Origin of the sequence: Nitratidesulfovibrio sp., assembly GCF_040373385.1 — a bacterium.
Taxonomy (GTDB): Bacteria; Desulfobacterota; Desulfovibrionia; order Desulfovibrionales; family Desulfovibrionaceae; genus Cupidesulfovibrio.
On record NZ_JBDXXH010000007.1, the window covers coordinates 13,378 to 40,205 of the forward strand.

General features: G+C 67.6%; 20 protein-coding genes. 6 read left to right on the forward strand and 14 right to left on the reverse strand.

Going from position 1 to position 26,828, the window contains the following annotated elements; all coding sequences use genetic code 11:
- The first annotated feature begins 26 nt into the window (after positions 1 to 26).
- Positions 27 to 1,268, forward strand: coding sequence for an OmpP1/FadL family transporter (locus tag ABWO17_RS12365; protein ID WP_353118968.1), 1,242 nt, complete (start codon positions 27 to 29; stop codon positions 1,266 to 1,268).
- Between the two features lie 361 nt (positions 1,269 to 1,629).
- Here the strand turns inward: ABWO17_RS12365 and ABWO17_RS12370 are convergent, their stop codons facing one another.
- The 5 genes from ABWO17_RS12370 to ABWO17_RS12390 form a co-directional block, all read right to left on the reverse strand.
- Entirely contained in the window at positions 1,630 to 2,124 is a 495-nt protein-coding gene (locus tag ABWO17_RS12370) for a hypothetical protein (RefSeq protein WP_353118970.1), read from the reverse strand.
- Positions 2,121 to 5,222, reverse strand: coding sequence for a DEAD/DEAH box helicase (locus tag ABWO17_RS12375; RefSeq protein WP_353118972.1), 3,102 nt, complete (start codon positions 5,220 to 5,222; stop codon positions 2,121 to 2,123). The genes ABWO17_RS12370 and ABWO17_RS12375 overlap by 4 nt, the downstream gene beginning before the upstream one ends.
- A gap of 349 nt (positions 5,223 to 5,571) precedes the next feature.
- Positions 5,572 to 6,345 (reverse strand): precorrin-8X methylmutase, encoded by a 774-nt coding sequence (locus ABWO17_RS12380; protein ID WP_353118974.1) that lies wholly within the window; start codon positions 6,343 to 6,345, stop codon positions 5,572 to 5,574.
- A complete protein-coding gene (locus ABWO17_RS12385) occupies positions 6,336 to 8,033 on the reverse strand; it encodes a cobyrinic acid a,c-diamide synthase CobB (RefSeq protein WP_353118976.1) in 1,698 nt (565 codons plus the stop codon). Before ABWO17_RS12385 ends, ABWO17_RS12380 begins: the two co-directional genes overlap by 10 nt.
- A gap of 29 nt (positions 8,034 to 8,062) precedes the next feature.
- Entirely contained in the window at positions 8,063 to 8,320 is a 258-nt protein-coding gene (locus ABWO17_RS12390) for a hypothetical protein (RefSeq protein WP_353118977.1), read from the reverse strand.
- A 426-nt stretch (positions 8,321 to 8,746) separates the two neighbouring features.
- On the opposite strand from ABWO17_RS12390, the gene ABWO17_RS12395 reads away from it, so the two are divergent.
- The 3 genes from ABWO17_RS12395 (at position 8,747) to ABWO17_RS12405 (ending at position 12,024) form a co-directional block, all read left to right on the forward strand.
- Positions 8,747 to 9,139 (forward strand): Ros/MucR family transcriptional regulator, encoded by a 393-nt coding sequence (locus ABWO17_RS12395; protein WP_353118979.1) that lies wholly within the window; start codon positions 8,747 to 8,749, stop codon positions 9,137 to 9,139.
- A gap of 331 nt (positions 9,140 to 9,470) precedes the next feature.
- Entirely contained in the window at positions 9,471 to 11,282 is a 1,812-nt protein-coding gene (locus ABWO17_RS12400) for a methyl-accepting chemotaxis protein (RefSeq protein ID WP_353118981.1), read from the forward strand.
- Between the two features lie 193 nt (positions 11,283 to 11,475).
- Positions 11,476 to 12,024, forward strand: coding sequence for a hypothetical protein (locus ABWO17_RS12405; protein WP_353118983.1), 549 nt, complete (start codon positions 11,476 to 11,478; stop codon positions 12,022 to 12,024).
- Positions 12,025 to 12,184: 160 nt separating this feature from the next.
- Here the strand turns inward: ABWO17_RS12405 and ABWO17_RS12410 are convergent, their stop codons facing one another.
- The 6 genes from ABWO17_RS12410 to der all read right to left on the reverse strand — a co-directional run bounded on the left by ABWO17_RS12410 (position 12,185) and on the right by der (position 18,447).
- The gene (locus ABWO17_RS12410) at positions 12,185 to 12,904 is read right to left on the reverse strand and encodes an alpha/beta fold hydrolase (protein ID WP_353118985.1); all 720 of its coding nucleotides are present in this window, start codon (positions 12,902 to 12,904) and stop codon (positions 12,185 to 12,187) included.
- Between the two features lie 171 nt (positions 12,905 to 13,075).
- The gene (locus ABWO17_RS12415; protein ID WP_353118987.1) at positions 13,076 to 13,900 is read right to left on the reverse strand and encodes an ATP-binding cassette domain-containing protein; all 825 of its coding nucleotides are present in this window, start codon (positions 13,898 to 13,900) and stop codon (positions 13,076 to 13,078) included.
- On the reverse strand, positions 13,897 to 14,694 hold the full coding sequence (locus ABWO17_RS12420; protein WP_353118988.1) for a GTP-binding protein: 798 nt from the start codon (positions 14,692 to 14,694) through the stop codon (positions 13,897 to 13,899). Before ABWO17_RS12420 ends, ABWO17_RS12415 begins: the two co-directional genes overlap by 4 nt.
- Positions 14,682 to 15,743, reverse strand: coding sequence for an ABC transporter substrate-binding protein (locus tag ABWO17_RS12425; RefSeq protein WP_353118990.1), 1,062 nt, complete (start codon positions 15,741 to 15,743; stop codon positions 14,682 to 14,684). The genes ABWO17_RS12420 and ABWO17_RS12425 overlap by 13 nt, the downstream gene beginning before the upstream one ends.
- Before the next feature lie 142 nt (positions 15,744 to 15,885).
- Entirely contained in the window at positions 15,886 to 16,710 is an 825-nt protein-coding gene (locus ABWO17_RS12430) for a cache domain-containing protein (protein WP_353118992.1), read from the reverse strand.
- A 213-nt stretch (positions 16,711 to 16,923) separates the two neighbouring features.
- Positions 16,924 to 18,447, reverse strand: a complete 1,524-nt coding sequence (gene der, locus ABWO17_RS12435) for a ribosome biogenesis GTPase Der (RefSeq protein WP_353118994.1) — start codon at positions 18,445 to 18,447, stop codon at positions 16,924 to 16,926.
- A gap of 642 nt (positions 18,448 to 19,089) precedes the next feature.
- On the opposite strand from der, the gene ABWO17_RS12440 reads away from it, so the two are divergent.
- Positions 19,090 to 20,094 (forward strand): substrate-binding domain-containing protein, encoded by a 1,005-nt coding sequence (locus tag ABWO17_RS12440; RefSeq protein ID WP_353118996.1) that lies wholly within the window; start codon positions 19,090 to 19,092, stop codon positions 20,092 to 20,094.
- Between the two features lie 211 nt (positions 20,095 to 20,305).
- Here ABWO17_RS12440 and ABWO17_RS12445 read toward each other — a convergent pair whose 3' ends face one another.
- The 3 genes from ABWO17_RS12445 to ABWO17_RS12455 form a co-directional block, all read right to left on the reverse strand.
- Positions 20,306 to 21,196 (reverse strand): MarR family winged helix-turn-helix transcriptional regulator, encoded by an 891-nt coding sequence (locus ABWO17_RS12445; RefSeq protein WP_353118998.1) that lies wholly within the window; start codon positions 21,194 to 21,196, stop codon positions 20,306 to 20,308.
- 185 nt (positions 21,197 to 21,381) lie between these two features.
- Positions 21,382 to 22,926, reverse strand: a complete 1,545-nt coding sequence (locus ABWO17_RS12450) for a M14 family metallopeptidase (protein ID WP_353119000.1) — start codon at positions 22,924 to 22,926, stop codon at positions 21,382 to 21,384.
- Complete coding sequence (locus tag ABWO17_RS12455; RefSeq protein ID WP_353119002.1) at positions 22,923 to 23,945, reverse strand: M15 family metallopeptidase; 1,023 nt, start codon at positions 23,943 to 23,945, stop codon at positions 22,923 to 22,925. The genes ABWO17_RS12450 and ABWO17_RS12455 overlap by 4 nt, the downstream gene beginning before the upstream one ends.
- 546 nt (positions 23,946 to 24,491) lie before the next feature.
- Between ABWO17_RS12455 and ABWO17_RS12460 the strand changes: the two genes are divergently transcribed.
- Positions 24,492 to 26,819, forward strand: a complete 2,328-nt coding sequence (locus ABWO17_RS12460; protein ID WP_353119004.1) for a YecA family protein — start codon at positions 24,492 to 24,494, stop codon at positions 26,817 to 26,819.
- The last annotated feature ends 9 nt before the right edge of the window (positions 26,820 to 26,828 follow it).

The window sequence follows — 26,828 nt, forward strand, 5'->3', positions numbered from 1 at the left end:
GGCGTCGCACGGCCATTTCCGGCCGCATGCATATCGGAGGCACTGTGTTCCGTGTTCTTCTGGCCGCGCTGCTCTGCGTCGCGGCATGGTCCCCTTTTGCCGAAGCCGCAGGCTTCGCCATGTATGAATTCAGTGCGCGGGGCAACGCGCTGGGCGGTGCCATGACGGCCCGCCGGGCCGACCCCTCGTCCATCGCCTTCAACCCCGCCCTGGTCACCCAACTGGAGGGCACGCAAACCCTGGCCGGGGTCACCGTGGTGGCGCCGCAGGTAACCGCAGACGTCAACGGAAGCTCCACGGATACCGAATCCAACATGTGGACCATTCCGCACGCCTACGCCACCACCCAGATCAACGACAACCTGTTCCTGGGCGTGGGCACCTTCTCGCGCTTCGGCCTGGGGACGGAATTCCCCTCCAACTGGGCGGGGCGCGCAGAACTGCAGTCGGTGAACATCCAGTCCATGTCGGTGAACCCGGTGCTGGGCGTGCGCAACGGCGATTTCGCGTTCGGCTTCGGCGTCGAGGCCATGTGGTTCGAGTATGACCAGAAGCAGGCGACCCCCGTGGGCGCCACCGACATCGACGGGCGGGTCAAGGGCGATTCCACGGGCTTCGGCCTGAACGGTGGCGCCTGGTGGAAGGCCACCGACAGCGTGGCCCTGGGCGCCAGCTTTCGCACGCCCATCAAGCAGAACCTGGAAGGCCGGGCCACCTTCGACAAGAACGGTGCGTCGGTTCCGGCTTCCTGGTTCCGGGACACCGATGCCGAAGGCTCCGTGACCCTGCCCGGCGAAGTGCGCGTGGGCGTGGCGTGGGAGCCGGACGACCGCTGGAGCGTGGCCATGGACGTGACCCGCACCTTCTGGAGCAGTTACGACGAATTGCGCATCAGCTACGGCGATCCGCTGGCCCCCGGCGTGACCGAAAGCGTGAAGACCACCGAATGGCGCGACGTGTGGCGGCTGGGCCTTGGCGTGGAATACCGCCTGACCGACATGGTGGACCTGCGCGCGGGCTACGTCTATGACTGCGAACCCGTGAACCCCGACCATCTCGACTTCCTGGTGCCCGCCAACGATCGCCAACTGTACAGCCTGGGCGTGGGCCTGCACGACGGGCCGTGGCGGGTGGACGTTTCGTACACCTACCTGTGGATCAAGGGCCGCGACGGCGAGGTCCGCAGCGATGACGGCACCGTCTACGACGTGCGCTTCCATGACGGGGATGCGCATCTTGTTGGCCTTTCTGCTGGCTGGGAATTCTAGGCGGCGCAAGGGGCCTTTTGCCCTCTGCCGTCGTCAGAAGCCTTTTTTATTCCGGTCACGCACGGAAGAGTGCGCTCCCTGCTTAAAAAAGGACTTCTTCCTAGGCAGAGAACAAAAGCCCTCCTTGCGCCTTCATGGAGAGGCGAGGGGAGTGAGTAGTGGAGATGGAAATGGGAGGAACCGTGAGGTTCCTCCCATTTGGTTTTGTGTGTCTTGAGAGGCCGTTTTCAAATTAGGATTTTTGTTCGTTGGCGAGGAAAACGAGCCTGCCATGAGGGAGTATACTCTTGTTGTATTCGACCGAAATGGCAGGCGATGTTTGACGACGCCAACGGGCAAAAAGACAATTTGAATGCGGCCTCTAGATCAGCTTGTCGAAAATGAGCTTGTACGTGGAACGGATGTGCAGGGCTAGGCGCAGGCGCAGGGCCTTGGCCTCGGCGTCGCCCAGCGAGAGCAGCGACACCAGGTGGTGGGCCGCCTCGGAGAAGTCGGCGTCGCCCTTGTGTTCCAGCATGCCCACGTAGCCGCGCACCTTTTCGGTCAGCGCGGCGGCTTCCCTGCGGTCGGCATTGCGCGCGGGGGCCTGCTGGAAGCGTTCCAGGAACGTTTCGAAGATCACCTCGTGGTCGTTCGGGAACGATCTGCGCAAGGCCAGCCGCCACAGGGCGATGAACAGGGCCCGCAGGTCCTGCAGCGCGCGTTTGCGCCGCAGGAACTGCATGCGTCCGATACCCATGGCGTCGATTTCCGGCGTGAAGTCGAAGGAATCGAGCAGGGCGGCGAAGTTGCCCAGAACCTCGTCGACGGTATAGGCGGGCGATGTGCTCATGCCCGGCAGCGGACCGGCGCTCATTCGGCGTCGGCCTCCGCGTGGCGTGCCGCACCGGCATCCGCTCCGTTCGTGTCGCCCGTACCTTCGGTGGCCGCACCCGCAGGCTTTTTGCGGCGGCGGCGCCGGCGGCGCTTGGCGGGCGTGGCCGCGTTGCCGGTGGCGGCGTCATTGGGGTCGTGTCCGCCGGGCTGGTCGTCGAATGCATCGTCGAACTCGTCGTCAGCTTCCAGGGCCTCTTTCAGCACGGGCTGTATCGGTGCCGAGGCTGCCTTGGGGGCTGCCTTGGGCTTCGCGGCGGCCTTGCCCCCAATTCGGGAGGACTGGGAGGGCTGGGCGGGCTGGGCCTTGGCCCCGGTGGGCAGCCGCTGGCCGAACACGCTGCCAACCGTCAGCGAGGAGCCGCGTGCGTCGTCCAGGCGGTCGTCATCTTCGCTCAGGTAGTCTTCCAGCAGCAAGGGCATGTCGTCGTCATCGTCGTCGTCTTTCTCGGGGGCCTTGGCCCGGGCCTTGCCAGCGGGAGCGGCCTTGCCCTTTTCGGGGGTGGCGGCTTCGGCCTTGCCCCGGCCGCGGCGTGCACCGCGCGCGGGCTTGGCTTCATCGGTCCCGTCGGAGACCGCGTCGACGGAAGCGTCGACGGATGCGGCGTCAGGAGCCCCGGCATCGGTCACTTCGGCGGCAGCCTTGGCTGCCTTGCCCCGCGCCGGACGCGTGGCCCTGGCCTTGGCGGGCTTGTCGGCCGGCGCGGCCTTCGCCTCGCTGGCGGCAGGTTCCTGAGGTTTGGCGGGCGCAGCGGCCTTGGCGGGGCGGGTTTCCCTGCGCGGCTTGGGCGTGGCGGGCGCATTGGGCGCTTCGGGCGCGGCAGTCATGCCGTCGTCCCACGCGCCGTCGGCACCATCCATGCCGTCGTTCATGCCGTCGTCCGTGGCATCGTCCGTGGCATCGTACTGTGCGTCGTACGGGGTGTCGATCATGTCCAGGGGCGCGTCGGTGGCCTGTCCGTCTTCCTGGGCGGAGCGGGCCTCGGCGTCGCGGCGGCGCTTGCGTCCACGGCCACGGCGTGATCTGCGTCGGCCTTCACGGGGGGGCTGTCCGTCTTCGCGCGGTTCCGCGCGTTGTTCCGGATTCTCGGCGCGGGGGGGGGCGTCCGCTTCGGCCACGGGGGTTCCGGCCACGGCGTTTCCGGGCATGGCGGGGGTGCGTTCGTCACGCCGCTCGTCACGCCGTTCGTCACGGCGGTCACGGTCGCGGCGGTGCCCGTCGCGTCCGTCACGTCCGTCGCGTCCGGCACGTTCTTCGCTCCGGGCGTCCCGGCGTTCATCCCGCCGCTCATCACGACGCTCATCTCGGCGTTCGTCACGGCGTTCGTCACGGCGTTCGTCCCGCCGCTCGTCGCGGCGTTCGTCGCGGCGGCGGTCCTGCCGAGGCGCCGGAGCCGTGGCGGGCATGGGCGGGGCCGCATGCAGGCTTTCCTGATAGTACTGGTCCAGCAGCATGGCCAGCAGCGCAAGCTGCTCGTCGTCCCCGGCCAGGGCGCGGGCCAGCGGCGCATAGCGCAACTGCCGCTCGCGCTCCAGCCCGGTGCGGGCGCGCAGGCGCGCCTCCAGCAGGGCGGTCAGCCGGTCGCCGGCAATGCGCGCCACCGACTCGTCGTCGGGGGTGGGCCGGTGCTGGATGTCGATCTTGTAGTGCTTGGCGATGCGCTGCAACTCGAGCTTCTGGATGATGTCCACAAGCGAGATGACCGTGCCCGCAGAGCCCGCGCGGCCAGTGCGCCCGGCGCGGTGGATGTACGATTCGCGGTCTTCCGGCGGTTCGTACAGGATGACGTGCGAAAGGTCGGGAATGTCGATGCCGCGCGCGGCCACGTCGGTGGCCACCAGAAAGCGCACCCCGCCCTTGCGCAGGTTGCCCAGCACCTGCTCGCGCTTGGCCTGGGTCAGGTCGGCCGAAAGCTCGTCGGCATTGTAGCCGAAGCCCTGCAACACCGCCGTCACGTAGTGCACGTTGGCCTTGGTGTTGCAGAAGATGATGGCTGCCGTGGGGTTTTCCGACTCGATGATGCGCACCAGTGCCCGGTCTTTGTCCATGGGCTTGGTTTCGCAATACAGGTGCTGCGTCTGGGCCACGTGCACCTGCTGGTGGCTCAGGCTGAGCATGCGCGGTTCGCTCAGGAATTCGCCCGCCAGGTTCAGCACGTGGGGCGGGTAGGTGGCCGAGAACAGGTACGCGGAAATGCGGCGCTTGGGCATGTAGCGCTGGATTTCCTTCATGTCCGGGTAGAAGCCGATGGACAGCATGCGGTCTGCTTCGTCGAACACCAGCGCGCGGATGCGGTCCAGGTTCATGGTGCGGCGCAGCAGGTGGTCCAGCACGCGGCCGGGGGTGCCCACCACCAGGTGGGCGCCTTCACGCAGGGCGTCCATCTGCTTGCCGTAGCCCACGCCGCCGTACACGGCGGCCACGTTCAGGCCGGTGCCCTCGAAGAGCATGCGGGCCTCGTATTCCACCTGCAAGGCCAGTTCACGCGTGGGCACCAGGATCAGGGCCTGCACGGCGGGTTCGTCGGGGGACAGGCGTTCGAGAAGCGGCAGCAGGAAGGCGCCGGTCTTGCCGCTGCCCGTGCGCGACTGCACCATCAGGTCGCGCTTGGCGAAGATGTACGGCAGGGCGCGGGTCTGCACCGGCATCAGGTTGGTCCACCCGGCGCGGGCGGCGGCCTCCTGCATCATGGGAGGCAGATCGGAAAGGGCCACCGGGGGCAGCGCGTCTTCGGGCTCGTCGATGCGGGTGATCTCGGCGGCAAGGCGCAGGGCCGGGTCTTCGTCATCCGCAAGGGCGGCGAGTGCGGCGGGGTCTGCGGAATCTGCGGGCTCGGGAACGGAAATTTCGGCGGGGGTGCCTTCGGCAGGGGCGTCGGAAGCGGCCACGGGGGCCGGGGTGCCGGGTGTGTCGGGCGTGCCGGGGATTTCGGCGGCGGTGTTGCCAGAGGCGTCGGAGGAAGCGGGGACGTCGGCGACGGCGGGGGCGGGCACGTCGGAAGCGGCAGGCGCGGACGAAGGGGTTTCGTCGGTGTCGGCAGCCGAGTGCGCGTCGCCCTCAAGGCGTGGATCGTGGGTCATGCAGGTTCCTTGTTGGACCGGCTGGGCCGGTGCGGTGTGGCACCGTTCCGGCGAGGGAACGGAATGCCTGTCGTACACGATAGCAAAGGGTGTGCCTGTTGTGCAAGAACGTGAGACGTGGTCGCCCGGGCAGAACCGGAGCGGCATGGTCCGGACGCGCTGCATTGCGGCCAGTTGGGGCCAGTTGGGGCCAGTTGGGGCCAGTTGCGGCCAGTTGGGGTAATCGAGGGCAACCGGGCAAACCGAGCCGACTGGGCCACGTGGGCCGACTGGAGCGGATGCCCCACGGGTTGGCGGGCTTTTGACCGTATGGCACGGCCACGGCGCGGTACCGCACGCCCCGTGATGATCACCCCCGGTCGCGCAGGGCCATTTCCGCCAGGGCGTTGACGGTGGCGGCGGCCAGGGGCGAGCCGCCCTTGCGTCCCCGCAGGGCAAGGCAGGGCAGTCCGTGCGGGCCGTACTGGGTCAGCGCGGCGGCACGCTCCAGAAACAGTGCCTTGGATTCCGCCGCGTTGACGAAGCCCACCGGCATGGCCACCACCAGCGCCGGGGGCGGGCCGCCCGCCGCCAGGTGGTCCAGCAGGGCCAGCAGCGCGGTGGGGGCGTTGCCCACGGCCACGATGGCCCCGCCCAGCCGGTCGCCCGCCAGTTCCATGGCCGCGCGGGCGCGGGTGGTTCCGCGTTCCTGCGCGCGTTCCGCCGTGCCGGGCAAGGCATGCAGGCAGGCCACGGCGCAGCCCAGCGGATCAAGGCGGCGCAGGGGCATGCCCGCGCGGGCCATTTCCGTGTCGGTATAGATGGCGCAGCCACGGGCAAGGGCGGCCACCCCGGCCTTTATGGCCGCGTCCGGCAGGTGCAGGTGGGGCAGGATGTCGAAATCGGCGCAGGTGTGCACCAGCCTTCGCGCCACTTCCCAGGCCCGGCCCGTGAAGGGCTTCGGCTCGCCTGCTTCCTCGTCGATGATGGCGAAGGAGCGGGCCTCGATGGCGTCGGGGGTGAAGGCGGGTTGCAGGCGCGGGTCCGCGTCGACGGAGCCGGGCGTGCGCGTTCCGCTGCTTGCGGGGGCGCTGGGGGTGCCAGTGGCTCCCTCGGGGTGCCGGGGATCGGGGGTCAGGGGCATGCGATGTCTCCGGGGGCGGCGCAGGCGGCCACGAAGGCGCGTGCCGCATCGGGGTTGGAGCCGAAATGCAGGTGCACGTACGAACCGGACACCGAACCCGCGCGCAGTCCTTCCGGCCCCAGGGGGGCACCGTTGCGGTCGCGCAGGGTCCATGTCGGTGCCGTTGGGGGCGGTGGGCCGTATTGGCAGGATTGGGTGGTTTGGCCCGATTGGCAGGATTCGCGGGATTGGCGAGACAGGGCAGACCGGGCGGATTGGTCGGCGGGTGCGCCATCCGCTGCCGTGGGCTCCAGGTGCGAATAATGGAATTCGTGGCCGCGCAGCATCGTGCCCGCCGGGCCGAAGGGGGAGGCGTGCAGGGTTTCCGCCTCGCGGTAGCCCAGGGCGCGCAGCCGTGCATCCATGCGGCAGTCGGCGGGAAGGCAGCCGGTCATGGCGTGGCGGGTGCCGTGTGCATCGGTGATGGAACGCATCAGGTACATGAAGCCGCCGCACTCCCCATGCACCGGGCGCCCCCGCGCGGCCAGGGCGCGCACGGCGGCCAGCATGGGCGCGTTGGCGGCCAGGCGCGCGGCGTGCAGTTCCGGATAGCCGCCGGGCAGCAGCAGCCCGCCGATGCCGGGCGGCAGCGCCGCGTCATCCAGGGGGGAAAAGAACACCGGCTCGGCCCCGGCCATCTCCAGCAGGAACAGGTTTTCTGGGTACAGGAACGAAAACGCCGCGTCGCGGGCGATGCCGATGCGCACCCGGCGCGCCGGGCTTTCGATCAGGGGCGTGGCGGCGGGGAACGGGGGCGTGACCAGTTGTTCCGGTGCACCGCCGTCGTTGGGGGGCGTGTCCGGGCACTGCGGGGGCGCCATGGCCGCGCAACGGGCCAGCAGGCCGTCCAGGCTTTGCCCTGCCTCGGCCAGCCCGGCCTCGAACCAGTCGGCCAGCCGGGTGGAAAGCTCTGCCCAATCATGCTCGTGTGCCTGCGCCAGGCCCAGATGGCGCGCGGGCAGGCCAAGGGCCGCGTCGCGGGTCAGCAGGCCCAGCAGGGGGACGTCCGGGCAGTGGGCGGCCAGCGCCCCGCGCAGCAGCTCGCGATGGCCGGGACCGCCCACCCGGTTGCAGACCACCCCGGCAAAGCGCAGGGCCGGGTCGAACCGGGTGTAGCCCGCCACCAGCGCCGCCACCGAGCGCGACATGCCGCGCACGTCGGCCACCAGCAGCACGGGGGCGTCCAGCAGGGCGGCCACTTCCGCCGTGGAGCCCTGCCCTCCTTGGGCAGATGCGCCGTCGTACAGGCCCATGACGCCTTCGACGACGGCGATGTCCGGCGGGCCATTCGGCGCATCTGCCAGCCGGGTTTTCGCGGTCCTGCCAGTCCCGCCTGTCCTGCCAGTCCTGCCAGTCCCGCCTGTCCTGCCAGTCCCGTGGGTTTCACTGGCCGCACGGCACCAGCCGGCCCGGATGGCCCGAACGAACGAACGGCGCACCCCTTGCGGGCCGCACATCCAGCCGTCCAGGTTCCAGCCGGGATGGCCGGTAACAGCGGCATGCAGGCCGGGGTCGATGTAGTCCGGCCCGGCCTTCAGGGGCTGCACGCGCAGGCCGCGCCGGGTCAGCGCGGCCATCAGGGCCAGCGTGACCGTGGTCTTGCCGCAGCCGCTGTGGGTGCCCGCGACGATCACCGTGGGCGGAGGCATGGGCGCCGCGTCGTGCGCCGCCGGGAGGGTCATGCGATGTGGGCCTCGCCGGGCAGGCGGGGGGCGAACTTGGCGGTGATGATGGCCGCGTCCTCTTCCCGCGCCGAAACCTGCAACTCCGGCGCGCCGCCGTGGCAGCGGAAGGCACCGTCCACCATGTCCACGTACCCGGCGGACAGCACGCGCGTGTAGGGCAACTGTTCGCGCATGTCCGCGTGGTCCACCCGGTGGGGAAAGATGAACGGCACGGGGTGGCCGGAAAAGTCTTCAAAAAGGATGTACTTCATGCGGGACTCCCGATGGGTTTGCCGCATGGTACGGGCTTTGGCGGCGAAGGTCCACAGGATGACAGGGCGCACGGCACCATGGCGACGCCGCTGCCGGAGTGGCGGACAACAGTGGGCGTCGGCGTGCAGGCCGCGCCGCCGCAACAGCCATGCCGCACGCCATGCGGCACGCGCAATGACCGCATGGTTCACCACGGGCGGTTCGTGCAGGCAATTGCACATGCCCTGATGTCGTGCCCGCTACTGCGTCAGTGAGTGCTCTGCATCGTCTGTATTGTGTGTGCATTGCGGACGTATCTTGATGTGCGACCTGCTGCGCCGCATGTGGACGCAACCGATTGTGGTTGACCCCGAAGGAAGGATTGTCGTAGGTTCGAAACGAGTTTCGTGCACGCCATATCTTCATCAAACAGCAAAGGAGCGGCAATGTCGGAGAGTTATCTGAAGGAGGCTCTGGACATCGTGAAGGCGCAGGCCAGTGTCCGGACCATGACCGAAGAAGAGATCACCACCATGGTTCGGCGCCTTGCGGAGGGCATCCGGACCCTGAGCGAAGGTGGTGCGCTGCCCGAAAGCGGCGAGGGCGCTGCGATGGATCCCAAGAAGGCCATCAAGGAAAAGTCCATCACCTGCTGCGAGTGTGGCAAGTCGTTCAAGATCCTGACCAAGAAGCACCTGGGCACTCATGGCCTCACGCCCGAGACGTACCGCGAGAAGTGCGGCTACAAGAAGGGCACCCCCTTGGTCTGCAAGTCGTTGCAGCGTGAACGTCGCAAGAAGATGCGCGACATGAAGCTGTGGGAGCGTCGCGGGGCATAGCTTCGCGAACCTGCCGACAGGGACGGCGCGGGCGATTTGCGGCGCCCGCGTTTTTCAGGGCAGGCCCCCGGGTTCATCCATTCTTTTCCCTCCTGCCGGGCATGGGCGGCATTCCGGCGAGTGATGCGGATCGTCACCGGAAAATCGCACTGTCAGGCTAAAGTACCGCCCGGCGTTCTGCCGATAAGCACCCATGAAGAAAGACCCTTGCAGGGAGCCCGCGGGAATTCCTGCCTCTGCTTGTTGACAGTGATTCCTGATAGCGCTACGCCCGCGTATGGCGCGTCGTGAACACTGCGGCGCGCATTGTTCGTTATCCCTGGGAGGGGCCATGTTTCGCGATCTCAGCCTGAAATGGAAAATTCTCATCGTGGCGCTTGCCGGGCCGGTCGTCGTGGCCGCCATCATGGCCTGGCAGCGCGTGGACGACATTCGTACCGGGGCTGAAGAGGCGATCCTCCAGAAAAGCCGGGCCGTGGTGCTCATGGCCGAGGCCACCCGCAACGAGATGGGCCGCAAGCTCGAAATCGGGCTGATGCGCCCGCTGGACGAGCTGCCCAAGGACAAGATCATGGACGCGGTGCCCGTGGTCACCGCCATGCGCATGGCCGCCCAGAACGCCGCGCAGGTGGGCTACGAATTCCGTGCGCCCAAGGTGCAGCCGCGCAACCCCGCCAACACGCCCACTCCGCTGGAGCTTTCGGCCATGCAGGAGATGGAGCGCGGCAACCTGGCGGAAAAGGTCATCCGCACGCCGGACAAGATCTACTATTTCCGCCCCATCAAGCTGACCAGCGACTGCCTGTTCTGCCACGGCGACCCGGCCGGAACCCCGGACGTGGTAGGCGGCACCAAGGAAGGCTGGAGGGCGGGCGAGACCCACGGCGCCTTCGTGGTCATCAGTTCGCTGGAAAAGGCGCACGAGCAGGTCATGCAGGCGCGCATTGCCGTGGCCGGGTGGACCGTGCTGGTGCTGGCGCTGCTGTTCGCGGTGATCTGGGTGATCCTGAACCGGGGCATCATCGGGCCGCTGCTGCGCATTCGCCAGTTTGCCGGGCAGGTGGCCGGTGGGGCGCTGGATGCCCGCGCCGAGGGCGAGTACGCCGCCGAACTGGGCGAGGTGAAGGGCGCCATAGAAACCATGGTGGGCAACCTGAAGCAGAAGATGCACGAGGCTGACCAGCGCCGGGCCGACGCCGACGCCCACGCCTCCCGCGCGGAAAAGGCCCTGGCCGAGGCCCGCGAGCAGGAAGCCAGGGTCAACGACCTGCTGCAACGCATGACCTCGGTGGCCGGAGAGGCCTCTACCATTGCCCAGCAGGTGTCGCTGGCGGCGGAAGCCCTGTCCGCCCAGGTGGAACAGGTTTCCGCCGGGGCCGAGCAGCAGTCTGCCCGCGCGGGCGAGACGGCCACGGCCATGGAAGAAATGAACGCCACCGTGCTTGAGGTGGCGCGCAGTTCCGGCAGTTCCGCCCAGAGTGCCGACGAGGCCAGGTCCAAGGCCCAGGAGGGCGAGCGGGTGGTCAGCGGCGCGGTGCAGGCCATCAGCCAGGTGCACGAGCAGGCCCAGGCCCTGCAAGGCGAAATGACCACCCTTGGCAAGCAGGCCGAGGACATTGGCCGGATCATGGACGTGATTTCCGACATCGCCGACCAGACCAACCTGCTGGCGCTGAACGCGGCCATCGAGGCGGCGCGGGCCGGTGACGCCGGGCGCGGTTTTGCCGTGGTGGCCGACGAGGTGCGCAAGCTGGCCGAAAAGACCATGAACGCCACCAAGGAAGTGGGCCAGGCCATCCAGTCCATCCAGGCCGGGGCGCGCAACAACATCAGGGGCATGGAGACGGCGGCAGCCGCCGTGACCGAGGCCACCCGCATGGCCCGCGAATCGGGGCAGGCATTGCAGAGCATCGTGTCCCTTTCGGAAGAAAACTCCGATCAGGTGCGCTCCATCGCCACCGCCGCCGAGCAGCAGTCCGCCACCAGCGAGGAGATCAACCGCGCGGTGGATGACATCAGCCGCATCGCCTCGGAAACGGCCGAAGGCATGAATCAGGCTGCCGGGGCCGTGCTGAAGCTGGCCGGGCTGGCCAAGGCCCTGGAGAAGCAGATCGATCAGCTGACCAACGGCTCGTCCAGGTAACGCTGGCGGCTGACGTCATATCCGTAACATGACGACGGCCCGCGCCCTTTTCGGGGTGCGGGCCGTTTGCGTTGGGCCTCCGGGTGTTGCTGTCGCAGGGCACATTTCCGGAGGTGGCGGCGGGGTGGAAAACCACCGGCCGGTGCGCACAAACCCGTGGCGGGGCCGGGCAAAACCGTGTAGGGGAGGGGCCATGTCGCACGTGAAGACCATCCGCGCCATCCGCCGCTTCTGCCTGGACTGTCAGGGCGGTGTCGCGCGCGAGGTGCGGCTGTGCCCGGATACCGGCTGCGGCCTGTACGCGTGGCGGCTGGCTGGCATCCTTACCGGCGCGGCCAATGGCGGCGGCAGGCATGACCCGACCGGGGACGGCGATGCCGACGCGCCCGATGCGGCGAGCGCGTCCGATGTCTCCATGGTGGCCGGTGCGCCGCCCGAGGGTACGGCGTCGGCGGGCAAGTCCGCCACGAACAAGCCATCTTCGGACCCGCTGCCCGGCGCGTTGCCGCTCATCGCCCAGACCCTGCCCGACGAACGCCCGGTGCGGGCCATCCGCCGCTACTGCATCGCCTGCTGCGGCGGCGAACGGGAAGAGGTACGCACCTGCGATGCCCGCGACCGTTGCGCCCTGTGGTCCTACCGCTTCGGCGTGCTTCCGGAAACCTACCGCAGGGTCAAGGCCCGCCTGACCGGCCCCCGCACCCTGGTGTTGCCGGGCCTGCCCACCGGTACCAACGGATAGTCCCCCGCTTCCGCCATCACGCGCATCTGTTTGCCGACGCCTTTCCGGATGCTTTCCGAAGGGTGCCGATGTCTTTTCGTGCGTTCCCCCCGCACGAGTGGCGCCGGGCAACTGTAATGCCCGGCGCCGCGTACCGTAAGCCGTCGCGCCGTGGTTTACCTCAGCCCAGCCGGGCGTGGGCGTCCAGCAGGGCGGCCAGTTCCGCCGGGCAGTTCACCATGGGCATGTGGCCGGAATCCAGTTCGTCCACCGGCCAGCCCAGCGCCCGCGCCTTGTCGGCCATGGCGCGGATGAACGGGGCCGGGGTGGCCCGGCAGGCGATGAAGGACATCATGGCCGGGTCGGGCGCAAAGTCGTCCTCGAACACCGTCTCGAACACGGCGGCGGGAAAGTCGCGCAGCCGTTCCGCGAACCACGCTGCCTTTGCCTCGGGCACGCCGAAGGCGGGCAGCGGCCAGGGGCGCACCCGCCAGCCGTCGGTCAGGTGGTCGTCCAGCATCTTGCGCAGGCCCGGCCCGGCGGTATCCACGAAGCTGCGGCCCCGCTCGGGCATGATGGCATCCACGTAGACTGCCCGGCGCGGGGCCTGGGCCGTGCCTGCCGCACGGGCCAGCACCGCTCCGCAAGTCATGCCGGACAGGCTGTGCGCCACCAGCACCGCGTTCCGCAGGTCGTGCAGGCGCAGGTAGTCCAGCACGTCGGCAACGTGGTCGTACAGGGTCACGCCTTGCCGCAGGCCGTGGTGCAAATGGCCGCACCCGGTCAGCGCGGGCACATGCACCGCATGCCCCATGTCCCGCAGCGCCGCCGCCGTTTCCGCCCAGACCCAATCGCCCTGAAACGCGCCGTGTACCAGCACGAACGTCGCCCGGTTGTCCATGTGGCCTTCCTTCCGTCCCCTTCCGCAGGACGTGGCGGCACGGCGCGCCGCGCGGCATGCGCAGCCGCGTCCGCCCGTGCCGGATGTGGTGAAGGGACGGTACGCAGCAGCCAGAGTGCCTGCCGGAAGTGCGCACCGCCCGTGATGCCCGATGTTCCGCGCGGCCCGGCCTCAGGCCACGGGCTCGCCCCGGCGCAGCCGGGCGCGGATGTCGGAAAGCTGGTCCTCCATGGCCGAAATGTGTGCCAGCAGGCGCGTCTCTTCCGTGGTGCGGCGCAGCACCGCGCGCACGGCCCCGTGCTCGAACACCAGGCGCCGGTCGGCGGACAGGGCCAGCACCGGGTCGTGCGTGGCGATGACCACGATCTTGTCGCTGCGCAGCAACAGATCCAGCGCCCGCCGCTTGTCCACTCCGGCGTTTTCGATCTCGTCTATCAGCAGCACCGGCGACCAGCTGAGCAGGGCCGCGTCGGCGATCATCAGCGCGCGCGACTGTCCGCCCGAAAGCTGGGTGAGGTAGGCGCCATCCCCGAACGGCTCGCCCGCAAGGTCGTTGGCCGCAGCCAGCACCGCGCGCGCCGTGGCGTCGGGGTTGGGCACGGCGCGGCTTTCGGCGTGCATGCGGATGAACGGCAGCACGCGCATGTCCAGCACGAAGTTCATGTTCTGGGTCAGCTGGGCCACCAGCCGCCCCTGCAGGGCAAAGCGGCGGTCGGCGTCGGGAACGGCATCGTCCAGCAGGATGCGCCTGCCGGAGGGGGTGTCCGCGTCGGCCAGCGATTCGATGTCGTACAGGAAGCGGCTTTTGCCGGAACCGGTGGGGCCGAGCAGGGCCGTGACCTCGCCGGGGCGGAAGATGACGTCCGCGTGTTCCGCGCGGCCCGACTTGTCGTGTCCGGCCAGCACGGCAAGGGTGCGCAGCACCGGGGCGTCACCGGTTGCGGGGCGTGCGGTGTCTGCCGTGGCGGGAGTGTTGGGGGCGGTTGCGGACATCATGGGTGCACCCCCGTCTCGTTCTGCCCGTCAGGCCCGTTTGCCCCGCGTGCGTCGTCCCCCCTGCCTGTCGCGTAGGCAGCCTCACCTTCCGGGTCGCGCGCGGGCACGGCGGCGAATTCGGCCTTGCGCACGTTGCCCTTCTGGTAGCGCGCGCCGATGCGCGTCTCGCTCAGGCAGTACGAGCACACGGCGGCAGGCATGGCGAAGCGCAACCGCATGTCCGTCACCGTGGCGATGTCCGGGGCGCGGGACAGTACCGTGGCCAGTTCCTGGCAGCCCTGCCCGGTCAGCCCGTTGATGTGGCGGATCAGCGCGCGGCCGTTCATCTGGCGGATGCGGTGACGGTACACCTCGCGTTCCGCCTGCGAGACCAGGTCGCCCTTGGTCACCAGCACCATGTCGGCCAGGCGCAGCATGGGGCCGATCTTTTCCGGCGCGTCGATGCCCATCAGGTTGTCCACCACGCACAGGGCCAGCGCCCCGCGCAGGTGGGGCGAGCAGCGGTTGCACAGCCCGGCGGTTTCGATGACGCAGCATTCCGCCCCTGTCCCGGCGGCCCAGTCCCAGGCCTCTTCCAGGTTGGTGGCAAAGAAGTGGTCCGGGCACAGCCCGCCGGACAGGGCGACCACGGCGGTGATGCCCGCCGCCGCGTAGGCATCCGCATCGCGGGTTTGCAGGCAGTCGAACTTGATCACCGCCGTGCGCACTCCTTGCGCGGCCAGCAGCCCGCAGGCGCGGGACAGCACGGACGTCTTGCCGCACGAGGGCGGCCCGGCCACCGTCACGAGGCGCATGCCGCATCTCCCTGGGCCTGTCCCTCGCGCGCGTTCACCAGCAGGCGGAATTCGCCGTTCAGCCGGTCGCGCAGGGCGGTGATGTCCGTGGAACGGATGTAGTCCCAGCCTATCCACTTGATGGCGGCCCCTTGCGGCAGGCTTTCAGGCAGCGGGCCGGTAAGCGGCAGGAACCAGCGGGCGCTTTCTATCTGGCCGAACCCCGTGGCGAAGAAGTCGATCAGCCGGTCCAGCCGGGGCCGGGCCGTGCGTTTGGCCAGCATGTACAGGGGGCTGGCCGCCGCGCCGTCCTCCGGCCAGACGGTTTGCATGTGCTCGGGCTGGCGGGTGGTTTCCGCGAAGAAGTACGGCAGGATGTAGATGCCCCCGGCCTGCGGCGCGCCGCCCGACTTGGCCATGCGCGAGGAATGCATGAGCCCGCGTGTGTTGGCGGCAAACCGGGCAATGCCCTGCATGCCGAAGTCCTTGTGGATGGACAGCAGCACAGCGTCGGCCATGTCGTCGCCGTCGCCGCACATGTTCACCTGCCCGGCGTAGCAGGGGTCCAGCAGGTCGGCCCAGCAACGCGGCACGGGCAGGTCGCCCAGGCGCTTGCGGTCGATGAGGAAGATGTACGGGGTCAGCCCGTAGACCAGGTAGCGCCCGTCCGGGTCCACGATGCCCGCCGCGCGGTGCATGGGCGTGACGTCCTCGGGTTCCGGCGCGGCGAACACCCCCGCGTTGACGAAGCGCTCCGCGAAGCCGCGCCGGAAGAAGTCGCCGAAGCCGATGGAGGCAATGACCTGCGGCAGATGGTCGGGGTCGGTTTCGCGGTACAGCGGGTCGTACGGGTCCACCGAGGTGCAGCCCATGGGAATGTGAATGGCCAGGGGATTGCCGTCACCAGCGTACGTGGCGGCATGCGCGGCGGCCAGCGCGTCGATGGCCTCCTTCACCGCCAGCTTCACCGGGCAGGGCGCGTAGAACAGCAGATCCGCTGGGGGCGGCGGCTGGCGGTCTTCCTCTCCCATGTTCCTGACAGACTGGATGAGGTCGTCGAGGCTTTTCATGCGGCGGCTCCTGTGTCGGAAGCGACAAAAACGGCGCGTGCGACGCGGTGTGTGGCGCCATGCGACGAAAGTGTCGCGGTGCGGGGTAGAGAAGTACGACAGCAAGGGGCATGCCGTGGGATGGCGGGATGGCCCCGGCGCATCAGCGTTGTGCGGCCTCGCGGCGGCGGGCCAGCACCGCCACCAGCAGGGCCAGCCCCAGCGCGGCCAGCCAGCCCAGGCGCAGGGCATGGAATTCCAGGGCGCGCGGGGTGGGCGGGGGCGGTTGCGTCGTGTCATTCCGGGGGGCCGCACCGGCTGCCCCCGCGTCTGCCGGAGCCCATGCGCCCAGCCAGTAGTCGGTGCCGGGCACGGCCAGGGTGTAGGCCCGGCGCGCTTCGGTCCGGCCCTCGCCAAGGTCCGCCGTCCACTCGGTAAAGCCACCCCCCGCGCGGGCCGTGTCCATCATGCGCTGCACGAAGCGCACCCCGTGCACGTCAGTGGCCGTGCCGAAGTCCACCCCGCCCGCGTCGGGCAGGGTGGGGGTGTGCACGTTCACCGTCCCGCGCGAAAGGAACACGTAGTCCCAGTGGGCGGTGCTGGTGCGCACCGGGTCCACCGCGCGCACCAGCAGCTCGCGCCGGGCGTTTTCGTCCGGCTGGGTGGCGGCCAGTTCGCCGAGCGCCTGGGCCAGCGCGGTTACCGTGGCGGCCAGTCTGCTGTCGCGGGCCGTTGCCAGCAGGGTTTGCTCGCGCGCGGCGGTGACGGCGGACAGCGGCGCCATGGTGGATTGGGCCAGGAACAAGCCTGCGGCGGCGGGCAGCAAGGCCCGGGAAAAGGCACGGCCTGACACGTGGCGCGCCAGAAAGCCCCCTGCGCGGCAGGCGATCTGTCCGGCACGGGCGGCCAGCCTGCGGGCAATATCCAGACACTGTTCCGGAAAGGGCGGGTGGGACGACGGCGTCGGGGAAGGGGAAGGTTGGGGCATGGGGGCCTCCTGTCGGCCCGCACTGTAGCCGGGATGGGCCGCAAGGTGAAGGCTTGGCGGAGGGGGATGGGAAAAGCGTTCCGCGCGGCGGGCACGAAAACGGACCCGCAGCCGGAAACGCAATCGCCCCGTACCGCCCGTCCCCTGCGGTTGCGGGGGCGGAGCGGTACGGGGCGGAAGAAAACAGGGAAGGTCGTGTGGTTCCGGCGGGTACTATTCGCCCTTCTTCTTGTGCGACGAGCGGAAGCGCACCCGCATGGGGGCATGCTCGATGCGGAACAGCTTGCGCAGGGCCTTTTCCACGTAGCGGGCGTACGGCGTCTGGATGCGGTCGGCATCGTTGACGAAGAACACGAACGTGGGCGGGTTGGTCTCCGCCTGGGTCAGGTAGAAGAACTTGGGCCGCAGGCGGCGCACCACCGGGGGCTGGTGGCGGGTGAGCACCTCTTCCATGGCCCGGTTGAGCTGGCCGGTGCCCACGCGCGCGTGGCATTCGGCGCGGATGCGTTCCGCCAGGGGCAGCACGGGGCCAAGCCCCTTGCCCGACTTGGCGGAAAGGTACAGCAGCGGCACATGGGGGCAGAATTCCAGCATGCCCTTGAACGAGGCTTCCAGGTCCGGCATCAGCTTGCGCGGCACAAGGTCGATCTTGTTCACCAGCACCATGAAGGGCGTCTTGCGTTCGTCCAGCAGGTCCACCAGGCGCTTGTCCTGCTGGGTGACGCCCTGCAGCGCGTCGAGCACCAGCAGGGTGATGTGGGCCTTGGTGGTGCTTTTGAGCGAGGCGTTGACGCTGTAGCGCTCCACCGAATCGGTGATGCGCGAGCGGCGGCGTACCCCGGCGGTGTCCACGAAGGTGATGGTCTTGTCGCCCGATTCGAAGCTGACGTCCACGCTGTCGCGGGTGGTGCCCGCCATGTCGCTGACGATCATGCGCTGCTGGCCGGTAAGGGCGTTGACCAGCGACGACTTGCCCGCGTTGGGGCGGCCCAGCATGGCAAGGCGCAGGTGGGTGGGATCGAAGGCGGGGCCTTTGGGCTCGGCGGATTCCGCGCCGTCGGCACCCTCGGCGCTGTCCGCGTCGCCTTCTTCGGAAAGGCCGAAATCGTCCTCGTGATCCGAGTCCACGCCGTCGCCGTCTTCCGCGCCTTCTTCTTCAGGCTCATCGGGCAGCATGTCGCGCATCTCGTCTTCCAGCACGCGCACGTTATGCCCGTGCGCGGCGGAAACGGGCAGCAGCGGAAAGCCCAGGGCGTGGAATTCGGCCAGCATCTCGTCCTCGCGCTCCACCCCGTCCACCTTGTTCACCACCACCAGCACGGGCTTGCCCGCGCGGCGCAGGTGCGCGGCCAGGTGTTCGTCGAAGGGGGTCAGCCCGTCGCGACCATCCACCACCAGGCAAATGCCTGCGGCTTCGGCCATGGCGGCTTCGGCCTGGCGCAGGATTTCCGCCTCGAAGCCGCGAATGCCTTCCGGCCCTTCGGCCACGGCGGCGTGGGCATCCAGGGTGATGCCGCCGGTGTCCACGATGGCGAAGGTCTGCTTGCCGCGCGAGCGCACCTGGCCTTCCATGCGGTCGCGGGTGACACCGGGCCGGTCGTGGGTGATGGCCCGGTTGGCGCGGATGAGCCGGTTGAACAGGGTGGACTTGCCCACGTTGGGGCGGCCCACCAGCGCGATCTTGGGCAGATGCGTGGTGACGGGCGCGGACGGGGCGGGGGGCTGGGCTATGGGCATGGCGTTCTCTGACTGTGGGATGACATGGGATGACAGGAGGGCGGCAGGGCCGCCAGTGGGGCACAGCGTAGCCCGGCGGGGCGCGTCGCGCAATGCGGCACACGGGGCCGGGCGGGTGCGTGCGGAAATTTTCGATGTGCCGGTGGTTGCAGCCGGGGCGCGGGCCTTGTGCGGCACCTGCGCCGCTGCCTGGCGGGCGTGTCCACGAGCGCTCGGCGAACTCCTGGCAAGGTCTCGGCGAGAGTTTGGCGAGAGTTCGAAATGACGGGCGCGTAACGGGAGTGTGCCCATTACCCCAAGCGCGCCATGATGGCAAGGCCCGGATATGGTAGATATGGTAGATATGGTAGATATGGTGTGGCGCTGTGTGACGCGGCGTTACACGTGGCCGGACCTGCAAGGCGGGAGGGATGCGGGATGATGCGGCGTGGGCTGCCCGCCGGAGGCATGCATCCCGGCGCCATGCGTTGCACCGCTGGCCGAGTGCGGCTACATTGGCCGCCAGGGTGTCGCGGCCCTGCCCGCCGGGTATTGTCCTGTCAGGCATGTCCTGTCCGGCCGGTCTTGTCGGCCGGATAGTGTCGGGCCGCCCGCCGCCTGTTCCCTCCGCTCCCCGTCCGCAAGCCCGCAGGAGGCATATCCGTGAAGCAGCTGCTATCCACCCGCGAGGTGGCCAAGGTGCTCGGCGTCAACGAAAAGATGGTCTACAGCCTGATCACCGAAAAGGGACTGCCCGCCACCAAGGTGACCGGCAAGTGGCTGTTCCCCGCGCATCTGGTGGAGCAGTGGCTGGAAAACAATACGGTCAACCATCCGGAACGCGCGGGCGGCACGGTGCAGCCGGGCGGCGGCGTACTGGTGGTGGCGGGCAGCAACGACCTGCTGCTGGACAAGGCGCTGGCCCTGTTCGCGGACCTGAACCCCGGCCACATCGCGGCCTTTGCCAACCTGGGTAGCCTGGGTGGCCTGCGGGCCATGCGCGAGGGGTTGTGCCACATGGCGGCCAGCCATCTGATGGAAGGCGGCCCCGGTCAGGTGCCGGAGCCTGCGGCGACCACCGGGCCCGGCGCGGCGTCTCCGGACGCGGCACGGGCCGGCAACGGGGGCAAAGCGGGCCGTGACTACAATTTCGGCCATGCCCGGCAAGAGCTGGACGAGGCCCCGGCGGTGGTCAACTTCTGCATCCGCGAGCAGGGCTATCTGGTGGCCCCCGGCAATCCCAATGCCGTGCGCGATGCGGGCGACATCGTGCGCAAGGGGCTGCGGGTGGTCAACAGGCCGCTGGGCACGGGCACGCGGCTGCTGTTCGACACAGAACTTTCCCGCGTGGGGGCGGACCCCCTGCGCATTCCCGGCTACGGCACCGAGGTGCGCCGCCATCTGGACGCGGGCATAGAGGTACTGGCGGGCCGGGCCGACGCGGCCCCCGGCATCCGCGCCGTGGCCGGGCTGTTGGGGCTTGGCTTTGTGCCGGTGCAGCGCGAACGGTTCGACCTGCTGGTGCCCCGCGCCCGCTACTTCGACCGGGGGGTGCAGCTGTTTCTGGGCATGCTGGTGGACGCGCGCTTCCGCGCCCTGGCCGACGGCTTCGAGGGGTATGACCTGTCCCGGGCCGGGCGGGTGGTGTTTCCCGGCGACGCGCCGTAGGGCGACGGCAGGCCAAACGCCGCCGCGCCGGACGGGTGGCCTTGCGACGCGTCATCCGCTGCCCGATTGCGGACCGGACGCGACATTGCAAACCGGGCGCGACATTCCGACCGGCGAGCCGACCAGACCGGCGCGAGTCTGTTTCGCAAAACGCCAAGGGGCACTCCGGCTGTTGCCGTTGTGCCCCTTGATTCCTGGATATGCGCGGGGATTATGCGTCGCGCTCCGCATCCGCCGTAGCGAAGGTTTCCGTAGCGTCGGTGTCGCGGTCAGCGGCCTTGGGGGCCTCGGCTTCCAGCCCTTGACCGCCGCGCGGACCGTGCGGACCGAACCCGTCGTGACGTCCCCGGCCGCCCTGTCCGTGATGCCCGCCTCGCCCCTGTCCGCCGTGACCCCCGTGACTGGCGCGATCATGCCCGTGGCATCCGCCGCGTTCTGCTTCCGCATCGGCGCGGCCTTCGGGGCCGTGCGCCGCGTGGCAGCAGCCCTGCCCATGCGGACCCTGTCCGTGGTGACCCTGTCCGTGAGGACCATGCCCATGCCGTCCGCCGCGCCCGTCTTCAGCCACGGCGTCCTCGCCCCCGCAGCAGCCATGGCGGCCCCGGCCCCGCTCGTGTCCATGCCCATGGCCATCCATGCGGCGGCAGGCCCCGTCTTCACCGTCCCTGGCTTCCAGCGAGGCGATGAGCTTGTCCAGCAACGCGGAAAGGTTTTCCTGCTCCTCTGCTGTCAGACCGGCCAGAGTTGTTTCCGCCGCGTCCTTGCGGGCCTGGCGTACCTCGTCCACCATGGCCCGACCCTTTTCGGTCAGGAACACGGAACTCATGCGCTGGTCTTCCTCGTGGCGGCGGCGTTCGATGCTGCCATCGCGCGAAAGCTTGTCCAGCAGTTCGCTAAGCGAAGGCGGCTGCACGCGCAGCAGGGCGGCAAGGTCGCGCGGGCTCAGCCCGTCCCGGTCGGCCAGCATGGCCAGAACCCGGCCCTGCCCGCGATGCGCGCCGCCGCGACCGCCATGCGGACCGTGCGGGCCATGGCCCCGGTGCAGCAGATTCATGCAATAGTGTAGCTGGTGAAACAGCTTTTCGGTGGTGGAAATGTTCATATGTGTCTCCTTGCTTGTTTTCGATTAGGTGCCTAACGAGATGGATATAGGTATCCACCGGGCACGGTCAAGGAGAATTTGTTAGGTGCCGAAATATTTTTTGCGCGGCGTATGAAAAAGATGAAGCCCCCGGCTGTCGCAGCCGAGGGCTTCATGTATTTTTTCAAGCTATTGCACGGGCAATGCTAGTAGCCCAGCAGACTTTCTCGCCCGGCCACCGAAGGCCGCATGTCGCGCTTGCCGGGCTTGGCCCCGCCCTCGAAGCGCACCAGGATCATGCCCGCGAACTTTTCGCCCCGGTACACTTCCACCCGGTAGATGTTGCCCGACTTGTCGATGGAAAAGCGGTTCTGGAAGTCCTTCTTGCGGATGGCCACGTCGCATTCGCTGTCGTCCCGCGCATCGGGCCGGGCCACCTGCGCGCCGATGGCGTTGACGCGAAAGCCGTCCACGGGGTGCACGGTGAAGGTGTCGCGCACGGTGATCATCCTGCCGAAGGGCACCACCAGCTTGCGGCCATCCACGTCCAGCGAGAGCGAGCCGGGGCCGTCGGTGTATTCGCGCCATTCGGGGGTGATGCGCGTCAGCGCCCGGTTGCCGTAGAACACCCGGTACCCGTCGTCCTCGCCCACCACGGCCAGGATGGGCTTGGTGGCGGTGAACGAAACCTTTTCGCCCTTCTTGAGCGGTATGTACCCCAGCGATGCGCGCACGTCGTCCAGCGGCAGGTACAGCCGCTGGTCGAAGAAGGCCACGGCCACGTCGCTTTCCAGCGCGGCCAGCACGCCGCGTGGGGTCATGGCGAAGTCGCGCTTGAAGCCCACGCCCATCTGGCGCAGGAACGATTCCAGCACCCGCAGGTGGTAGTAGGCGCGCTGCTCTGTGGAAAAGTCCTTGCTGGCCTCTATGCCGAAGGCGGGCTTGCCGTGGCGGATGGCGAAGAAGGTCAGGGTCTTCTCCATCTCGTGGTCGCCTTCTGCCGTGCGGGTGTTCTTCAGGTGGTATTCGTGCGCGGGGCTCAGCAGCCCCCCGTTGGCCTCGCGCACGGCCTTCTGGGCCATGGCGGCGAGATCGCCGTGGCGTGCGCCGGGCAGGGCGGCCTGGTCGATGATCACGCTCTGCCCCCAGCGCATGGGGTTGCGCATGGGGCCTTCGTTCTTGGGGCGGTAGAAGCCGCTGCCGTCATGCAGGTTCAGGATGATGTCCACCTGTTTGTCGAGGATGATGTCCTTGATGCGGCAGACGGTGTCGTATTCCGGGTCGTCCTTGCGCAGGGCGGCGAACTTGCGGTTCATGTCGCCGTTGGGCCCGCGCGAGCGCTTGATCATGCTGGGAAAGTTGAGGTTGGGCACCACCCACACCGAGCCATTGGTGATGGCGTAGTGGGTGACCAGCAGTGACGCGGCGGAAAAGCCGCCCGGCTCGTCCCCCTGTATGCCGCCCACCACCAGTACGGTGGGGCCGCTGCCCGTGCCCAGCTTGTACAGGTTGAAGTCCAGTTCGGTGTGGCGGGGCGGGGTCTTGGTCAGGTCGGCGGCGGCGGTGACGACGGCGGGCGCGGGGCTGGCCGAAGCCACTATCTGCGTGGTGGCGGGCCGCTTGGCCTGGGCGGGCGACGCCGCCAGCGCGGGCGCGGCGTGCAGGCAGAGCAGCGCGGCAAGACAGTACAGCCAAGGGCGGACGCCGTGGCGGAATGCGGCCGGGCGTTGTGCGGTGCGGTGCGTCATCATGCGGTGGCGACCTTGATGTGCCAGGGTTCGAAGCGGACCCCCAGCATGTTGTCCTGCGGGTAGCGCAGGGTGATGTAACCCAGTTCCTCCAGCCGCCGGAAAACCGGGGTGGCCGTGAAGGCAGAGGTGAAGTTGCGCGCGCCGTAGCCGCGCTGCCCCACGTCGAAGTCGCCTATGCCGTGGAACGAATACCCCGGCGGGGCCAGCGAGCGCGAGGCCAGCGACAGGTTGCCGCCGTTGGTGGAGGCCTTGGTGAGGAACAGGTGGAACTGCTTCATGATGCCGCGCACGCCGGAGGTGAGCACCACGTCCTCGCCCAGCAGGCGGCGGATGGTTTCCCACGTGGCGCGTGGTTCGCCCTGGTAGACGTAGTTGCCCATGCCCGGCACCTTGTACACCTCGCGCGAGGGGATGGTGGCGGTCAGCGAGTTCAGCGGCTTCATGCCCATGAACCCGTAGGCGGATGCGTCCGCATGGAACAGTTCGTCGATGAGGGCCAGTTCCTGCGGGCTGAAGGAGCCGACAGCCGGGTAGCGCCGGGCCACCCGCACCGCCTCGTCAAAGCCGAGCAGGTAGAAGAAACCATGCCCCACGGTGCGCTCAAGGCGGCCCAGCCTGTCGGTGGCGGCGTGCAACACGGGGATGCGCTGGGGCGGCAGGGTGATGTCGCTGGGGTGGGGGCTGTCGAACCGGCGCATCTTGAACAGGTAGTCGCGCACGGCGTCGTCGATGCCGGGGGGGGCGTCCAGATCGTTGGGGTGGTCCGTCTGCTGGGCGACCAGGTCGTCGTCCAGCGGCGGGGGGGGATTTTTGGGGCCTGATGCGGATTGCCCGGACGGGGTAGGGGAAGACCCGGCGCCCGATGCGCCCGATGCACCTGACGGGGACGGGACAGACCCCAGCGGCCCGCTGCCGCGCCGCAGGGCGGGGCGCACTGCTGGCCCGGCAAGGGCGGTGCCCATGGCGGCCAGGTGCAGCGCGCAGGCGCACGCGGCGATGAGAAACCGTCGTCTGTTCATGTGCCCGTTGCGTGCCCCCGAAAGTGTGGTCCCAAATGCCCAGCGGGCGTTGCTCTGTCCCGGTGTTGTCGCCGGATGCGCGTTGTGCGGCCTGATTGCGCACCAGTGCGACTCCGGTTGCAGGCAGGCGTGGTGCAGATGCGGCACTGGATGCGCTTGGACGCGCTTGGACGCGCTTGGCGTGTGCTGCGGTCCGGCCCGGCGCTGCTAGGTGCTGCCCGGTGCTGTCGACCCTGCTCTGTCCACCCGGACGGGCCGCAGGCCGCTTCGGCAGTGCCGGACAAGGCGCGGGTAAAGTCCGGACGGAGCCGCGCCCTGCCGCCATGCGCCGGGGGAACCCTATCCGAAATCCCGGCGGAACTCAAAGGGCGCGGAAGGCCCGGCCTGAATGGGAGTGGGGAGTGCGTATAGGGCTGCCGTCCATCACGAGGGTATCGGCATTGCTCTGGAAGTACTTAAGAATGGAGCCTGCGTGCGCTTGACTGGTTATTGGCGATGTCAGATGTAAATGGGGATCGATATGTTGATTTACCATGGGGAAGCCATATGGCAATTGCGGGGCTGTCTGAATCGGAAAGGCTTGAGATTGTGGCATCTACCATGAAAAAAATGGAGATGCTCGGCCATCGGTTGCGTGAGTTGATCGCAACACAACCACCTTGTGATTTGCTGGGATATGTTTACGGAACGTCCTTGATGCAGGGAGTGACAGGCGCCACAAAAGAGGCAGAATGTTCGGAAAACGCGGAAGCCATATGTCGTATCACCGAAGATACACAGTTCCTGCTTGAGTATGTCCACGCAGTTCTTGCTTCGATTCCTGATCGAGGCATTGGCTTATTTGATGAGGCGGTCTGCGCCAAAATTTTCGAGTGCGCCAGGGAGTTGAGAATGACCGCCATGGTGCACGCCATGAGGAGTTCTGGCGGAACGGAAGGTGGCTTTTTTGGGCCGAATACAGCGGACATCGAAGCTCAAGCAAAAATGGTATGGGTCACGCTGCGCGGTAACCGCTACATGGTATTGGAGGGCGAGTTCTACACCTTCGTTCTTGCCCCGCACGACGTACTCCTCCGCGAAACTTACGGGGTAGGTGCAGATGAGATCGCTGCGGGATTTCAGAACATGGCCAACTCCATTCGGACCGGACACTCTGCTGCATTCGAACAAATCGAGGAACAGTTAGACGCCGCACAGGCCTTCGCTGATGCGCGAGGCCAGTCGCTTGAAAAAGCGACCGCAAATTGGGCGGCAGAGCACGCAGGCGATAGAGAGATGGCTGTGCGGGCCTTCGATGACATGATGCACGGTGGGATATGCAATGTCAGCCGTCACACGATGCTCCCGGCTACGCTTTTGGCGGATTTGGCCTACGACCGAGGCGAGGATGTAGAATTCTACGCGGATGGGCCATATTCCGGAACGCCTTTCCGGACGCTGCCAGCCCGCAAGAAGCCGCTGGTGAAGCTCGGCGACGAGTATTACGCCACTGATTCCTGCTTCATCAGAGATGCTGGATATCGCGCGCTGCTCCACAACCTGTTGCGGCGGAGGCCAGATTACAGAAAAGAATTTGAAGCGCGCCAGAAATCCATGACTGAGATGGCCGTCATTGAAATTCTTTCCGCCCAACTGAAGGGTGCCGTTGTCCATCGGGAAGTCTACTACCGGGACACGACAACCAGGCAGTGGGCTGAGAGTGACACGCTGATCCTCATCGACGATATGCTGATGTTGGTGGAAGCGAAGTCCGGCGCAGCGGCGACCATTGCATCGCCAGCCTTGGATTTTGCACGTCACACGCAGGCAGTGCAGGAACTCGTGATCAAGGCGTATAGACAATGCCGTCGCTTCTTTGAATATCTGCAATCGGCAAACGAGGTGCCCATCTTCAAGTTGGAGAATGGCAAGCACGTCGAATGTGGCCGCCTGCGGCGAACCGATTATCGGGTAATGCTCCCAATCGGCCTGACGGTGGAATCGTTTTCGCCATTTTCCACCATGTGCAAAGAATTTCAGGATATTGCTCCCATCCTTGGAAAGCATCCCTTTCTCTCACTTTCAATCGATGAGTTGCTTGTCCTGACGCGGTTCCTTCCGACAATGGGGGGGCTCGCGCATTATTTGGAGGTCCGTCAGGCCGTCGCTGGCATGAAAGGCGTCTTCCTCTTCGACGAGTTCGATCACCTTGGTGCTTACATTGAAAGAAACCGGTTTGACTGGGTTCTTGCGAAGCAACTCGCCGAAGGCAATTTCAGCATGTTGACGTGGGATGGCATGAGCGGTGTCGTGGATCGTCATTTTGAGGGTGTAGATTGGGAGGATCGGCAAGTACCCATGCAGGACTTTCCCCCCGAGTTGCGTGGATTGCTGGACGCGTTGGATCGGACACGGGCACCGGGGTGGCTCTCTGCCGAGAGTCACATCCGAAACTTCCGGGATGAAGTAAGGAATAATCTTGCTGGCGTGCTGGCAAAATTACGCGCCTCCCTTGCCGTGCATCCGTCTCGGAACTTTTCGCTTATGGGGGAAACGCCCCTGTTTGTTTGGCTCCAGCGCGCAAACACGCCGCATGACCCTCTTGTCGTGAAGGACAAGGCCAGCGCATCCGCATTGGCGGCGGAAGCTGGGAATATGACAGCGCTCTTCGTTGTCGCCGAACCCAATGGCCGCTATGTCGCTGCCAAGCAGTTCGATGTCGACATTCCGACGAAACGAACGGCATTGAATACCCATCTTTTCGAAGAGGCCGATCGTATGCAACGCCGCAAGGTTGGCATAGAGCAAAAGTCAACGCCGACCCGACGGCTGGGGCGCAACGAACCATGCTGGTGTGGCAGCAAGCTGAAGTTCAAAAAATGCCACGGTCGTTAATCTGCGGGC

Bases quoted from the DNA above. Each gene is read 5' to 3' on its own strand.
- ABWO17_RS12365 (WP_353118968.1), top strand. From the start codon at position 27: ATGCATATCGGAGGCACTGTGTTCCGTGTTCTTCTGGCCGCGCTGCTC.
- ABWO17_RS12370 (WP_353118970.1), bottom strand. From the start codon at position 2,124: ATGAGCGCCGGTCCGCTGCCGGGCATGAGCACATCGCCCGCCTATACC.
- ABWO17_RS12375 (WP_353118972.1), bottom strand. From the start codon at position 5,222: ATGACCCACGATCCACGCCTTGAGGGCGACGCGCACTCGGCTGCCGAC.
- ABWO17_RS12380 (WP_353118974.1), bottom strand. From the start codon at position 6,345: ATGCCCCTGACCCCCGATCCCCGGCACCCCGAGGGAGCCACTGGCACC.
- ABWO17_RS12385 (WP_353118976.1), bottom strand. From the start codon at position 8,033: ATGCCTCCGCCCACGGTGATCGTCGCGGGCACCCACAGCGGCTGCGGC.
- ABWO17_RS12390 (WP_353118977.1), bottom strand. From the start codon at position 8,320: ATGAAGTACATCCTTTTTGAAGACTTTTCCGGCCACCCCGTGCCGTTC.
- ABWO17_RS12395 (WP_353118979.1), top strand. From the start codon at position 8,747: ATGTCGGAGAGTTATCTGAAGGAGGCTCTGGACATCGTGAAGGCGCAG.
- ABWO17_RS12400 (WP_353118981.1), top strand. From the start codon at position 9,471: ATGTTTCGCGATCTCAGCCTGAAATGGAAAATTCTCATCGTGGCGCTT.
- ABWO17_RS12405 (WP_353118983.1), top strand. From the start codon at position 11,476: ATGTCGCACGTGAAGACCATCCGCGCCATCCGCCGCTTCTGCCTGGAC.
- ABWO17_RS12410 (WP_353118985.1), bottom strand. From the start codon at position 12,904: ATGGACAACCGGGCGACGTTCGTGCTGGTACACGGCGCGTTTCAGGGC.
- ABWO17_RS12415 (WP_353118987.1), bottom strand. From the start codon at position 13,900: ATGATGTCCGCAACCGCCCCCAACACTCCCGCCACGGCAGACACCGCA.
- ABWO17_RS12420 (WP_353118988.1), bottom strand. From the start codon at position 14,694: ATGCGCCTCGTGACGGTGGCCGGGCCGCCCTCGTGCGGCAAGACGTCC.
- ABWO17_RS12425 (WP_353118990.1), bottom strand. From the start codon at position 15,743: ATGAAAAGCCTCGACGACCTCATCCAGTCTGTCAGGAACATGGGAGAG.
- ABWO17_RS12430 (WP_353118992.1), bottom strand. From the start codon at position 16,710: ATGCCCCAACCTTCCCCTTCCCCGACGCCGTCGTCCCACCCGCCCTTT.
- der (WP_353118994.1), bottom strand. From the start codon at position 18,447: ATGCCCATAGCCCAGCCCCCCGCCCCGTCCGCGCCCGTCACCACGCAT.
- ABWO17_RS12445 (WP_353118998.1), bottom strand. From the start codon at position 21,196: ATGAACATTTCCACCACCGAAAAGCTGTTTCACCAGCTACACTATTGC.
- ABWO17_RS12450 (WP_353119000.1), bottom strand. From the start codon at position 22,926: ATGATGACGCACCGCACCGCACAACGCCCGGCCGCATTCCGCCACGGC.
- ABWO17_RS12455 (WP_353119002.1), bottom strand. From the start codon at position 23,945: ATGAACAGACGACGGTTTCTCATCGCCGCGTGCGCCTGCGCGCTGCAC.
- ABWO17_RS12460 (WP_353119004.1), top strand. From the start codon at position 24,492: ATGGCAATTGCGGGGCTGTCTGAATCGGAAAGGCTTGAGATTGTGGCA.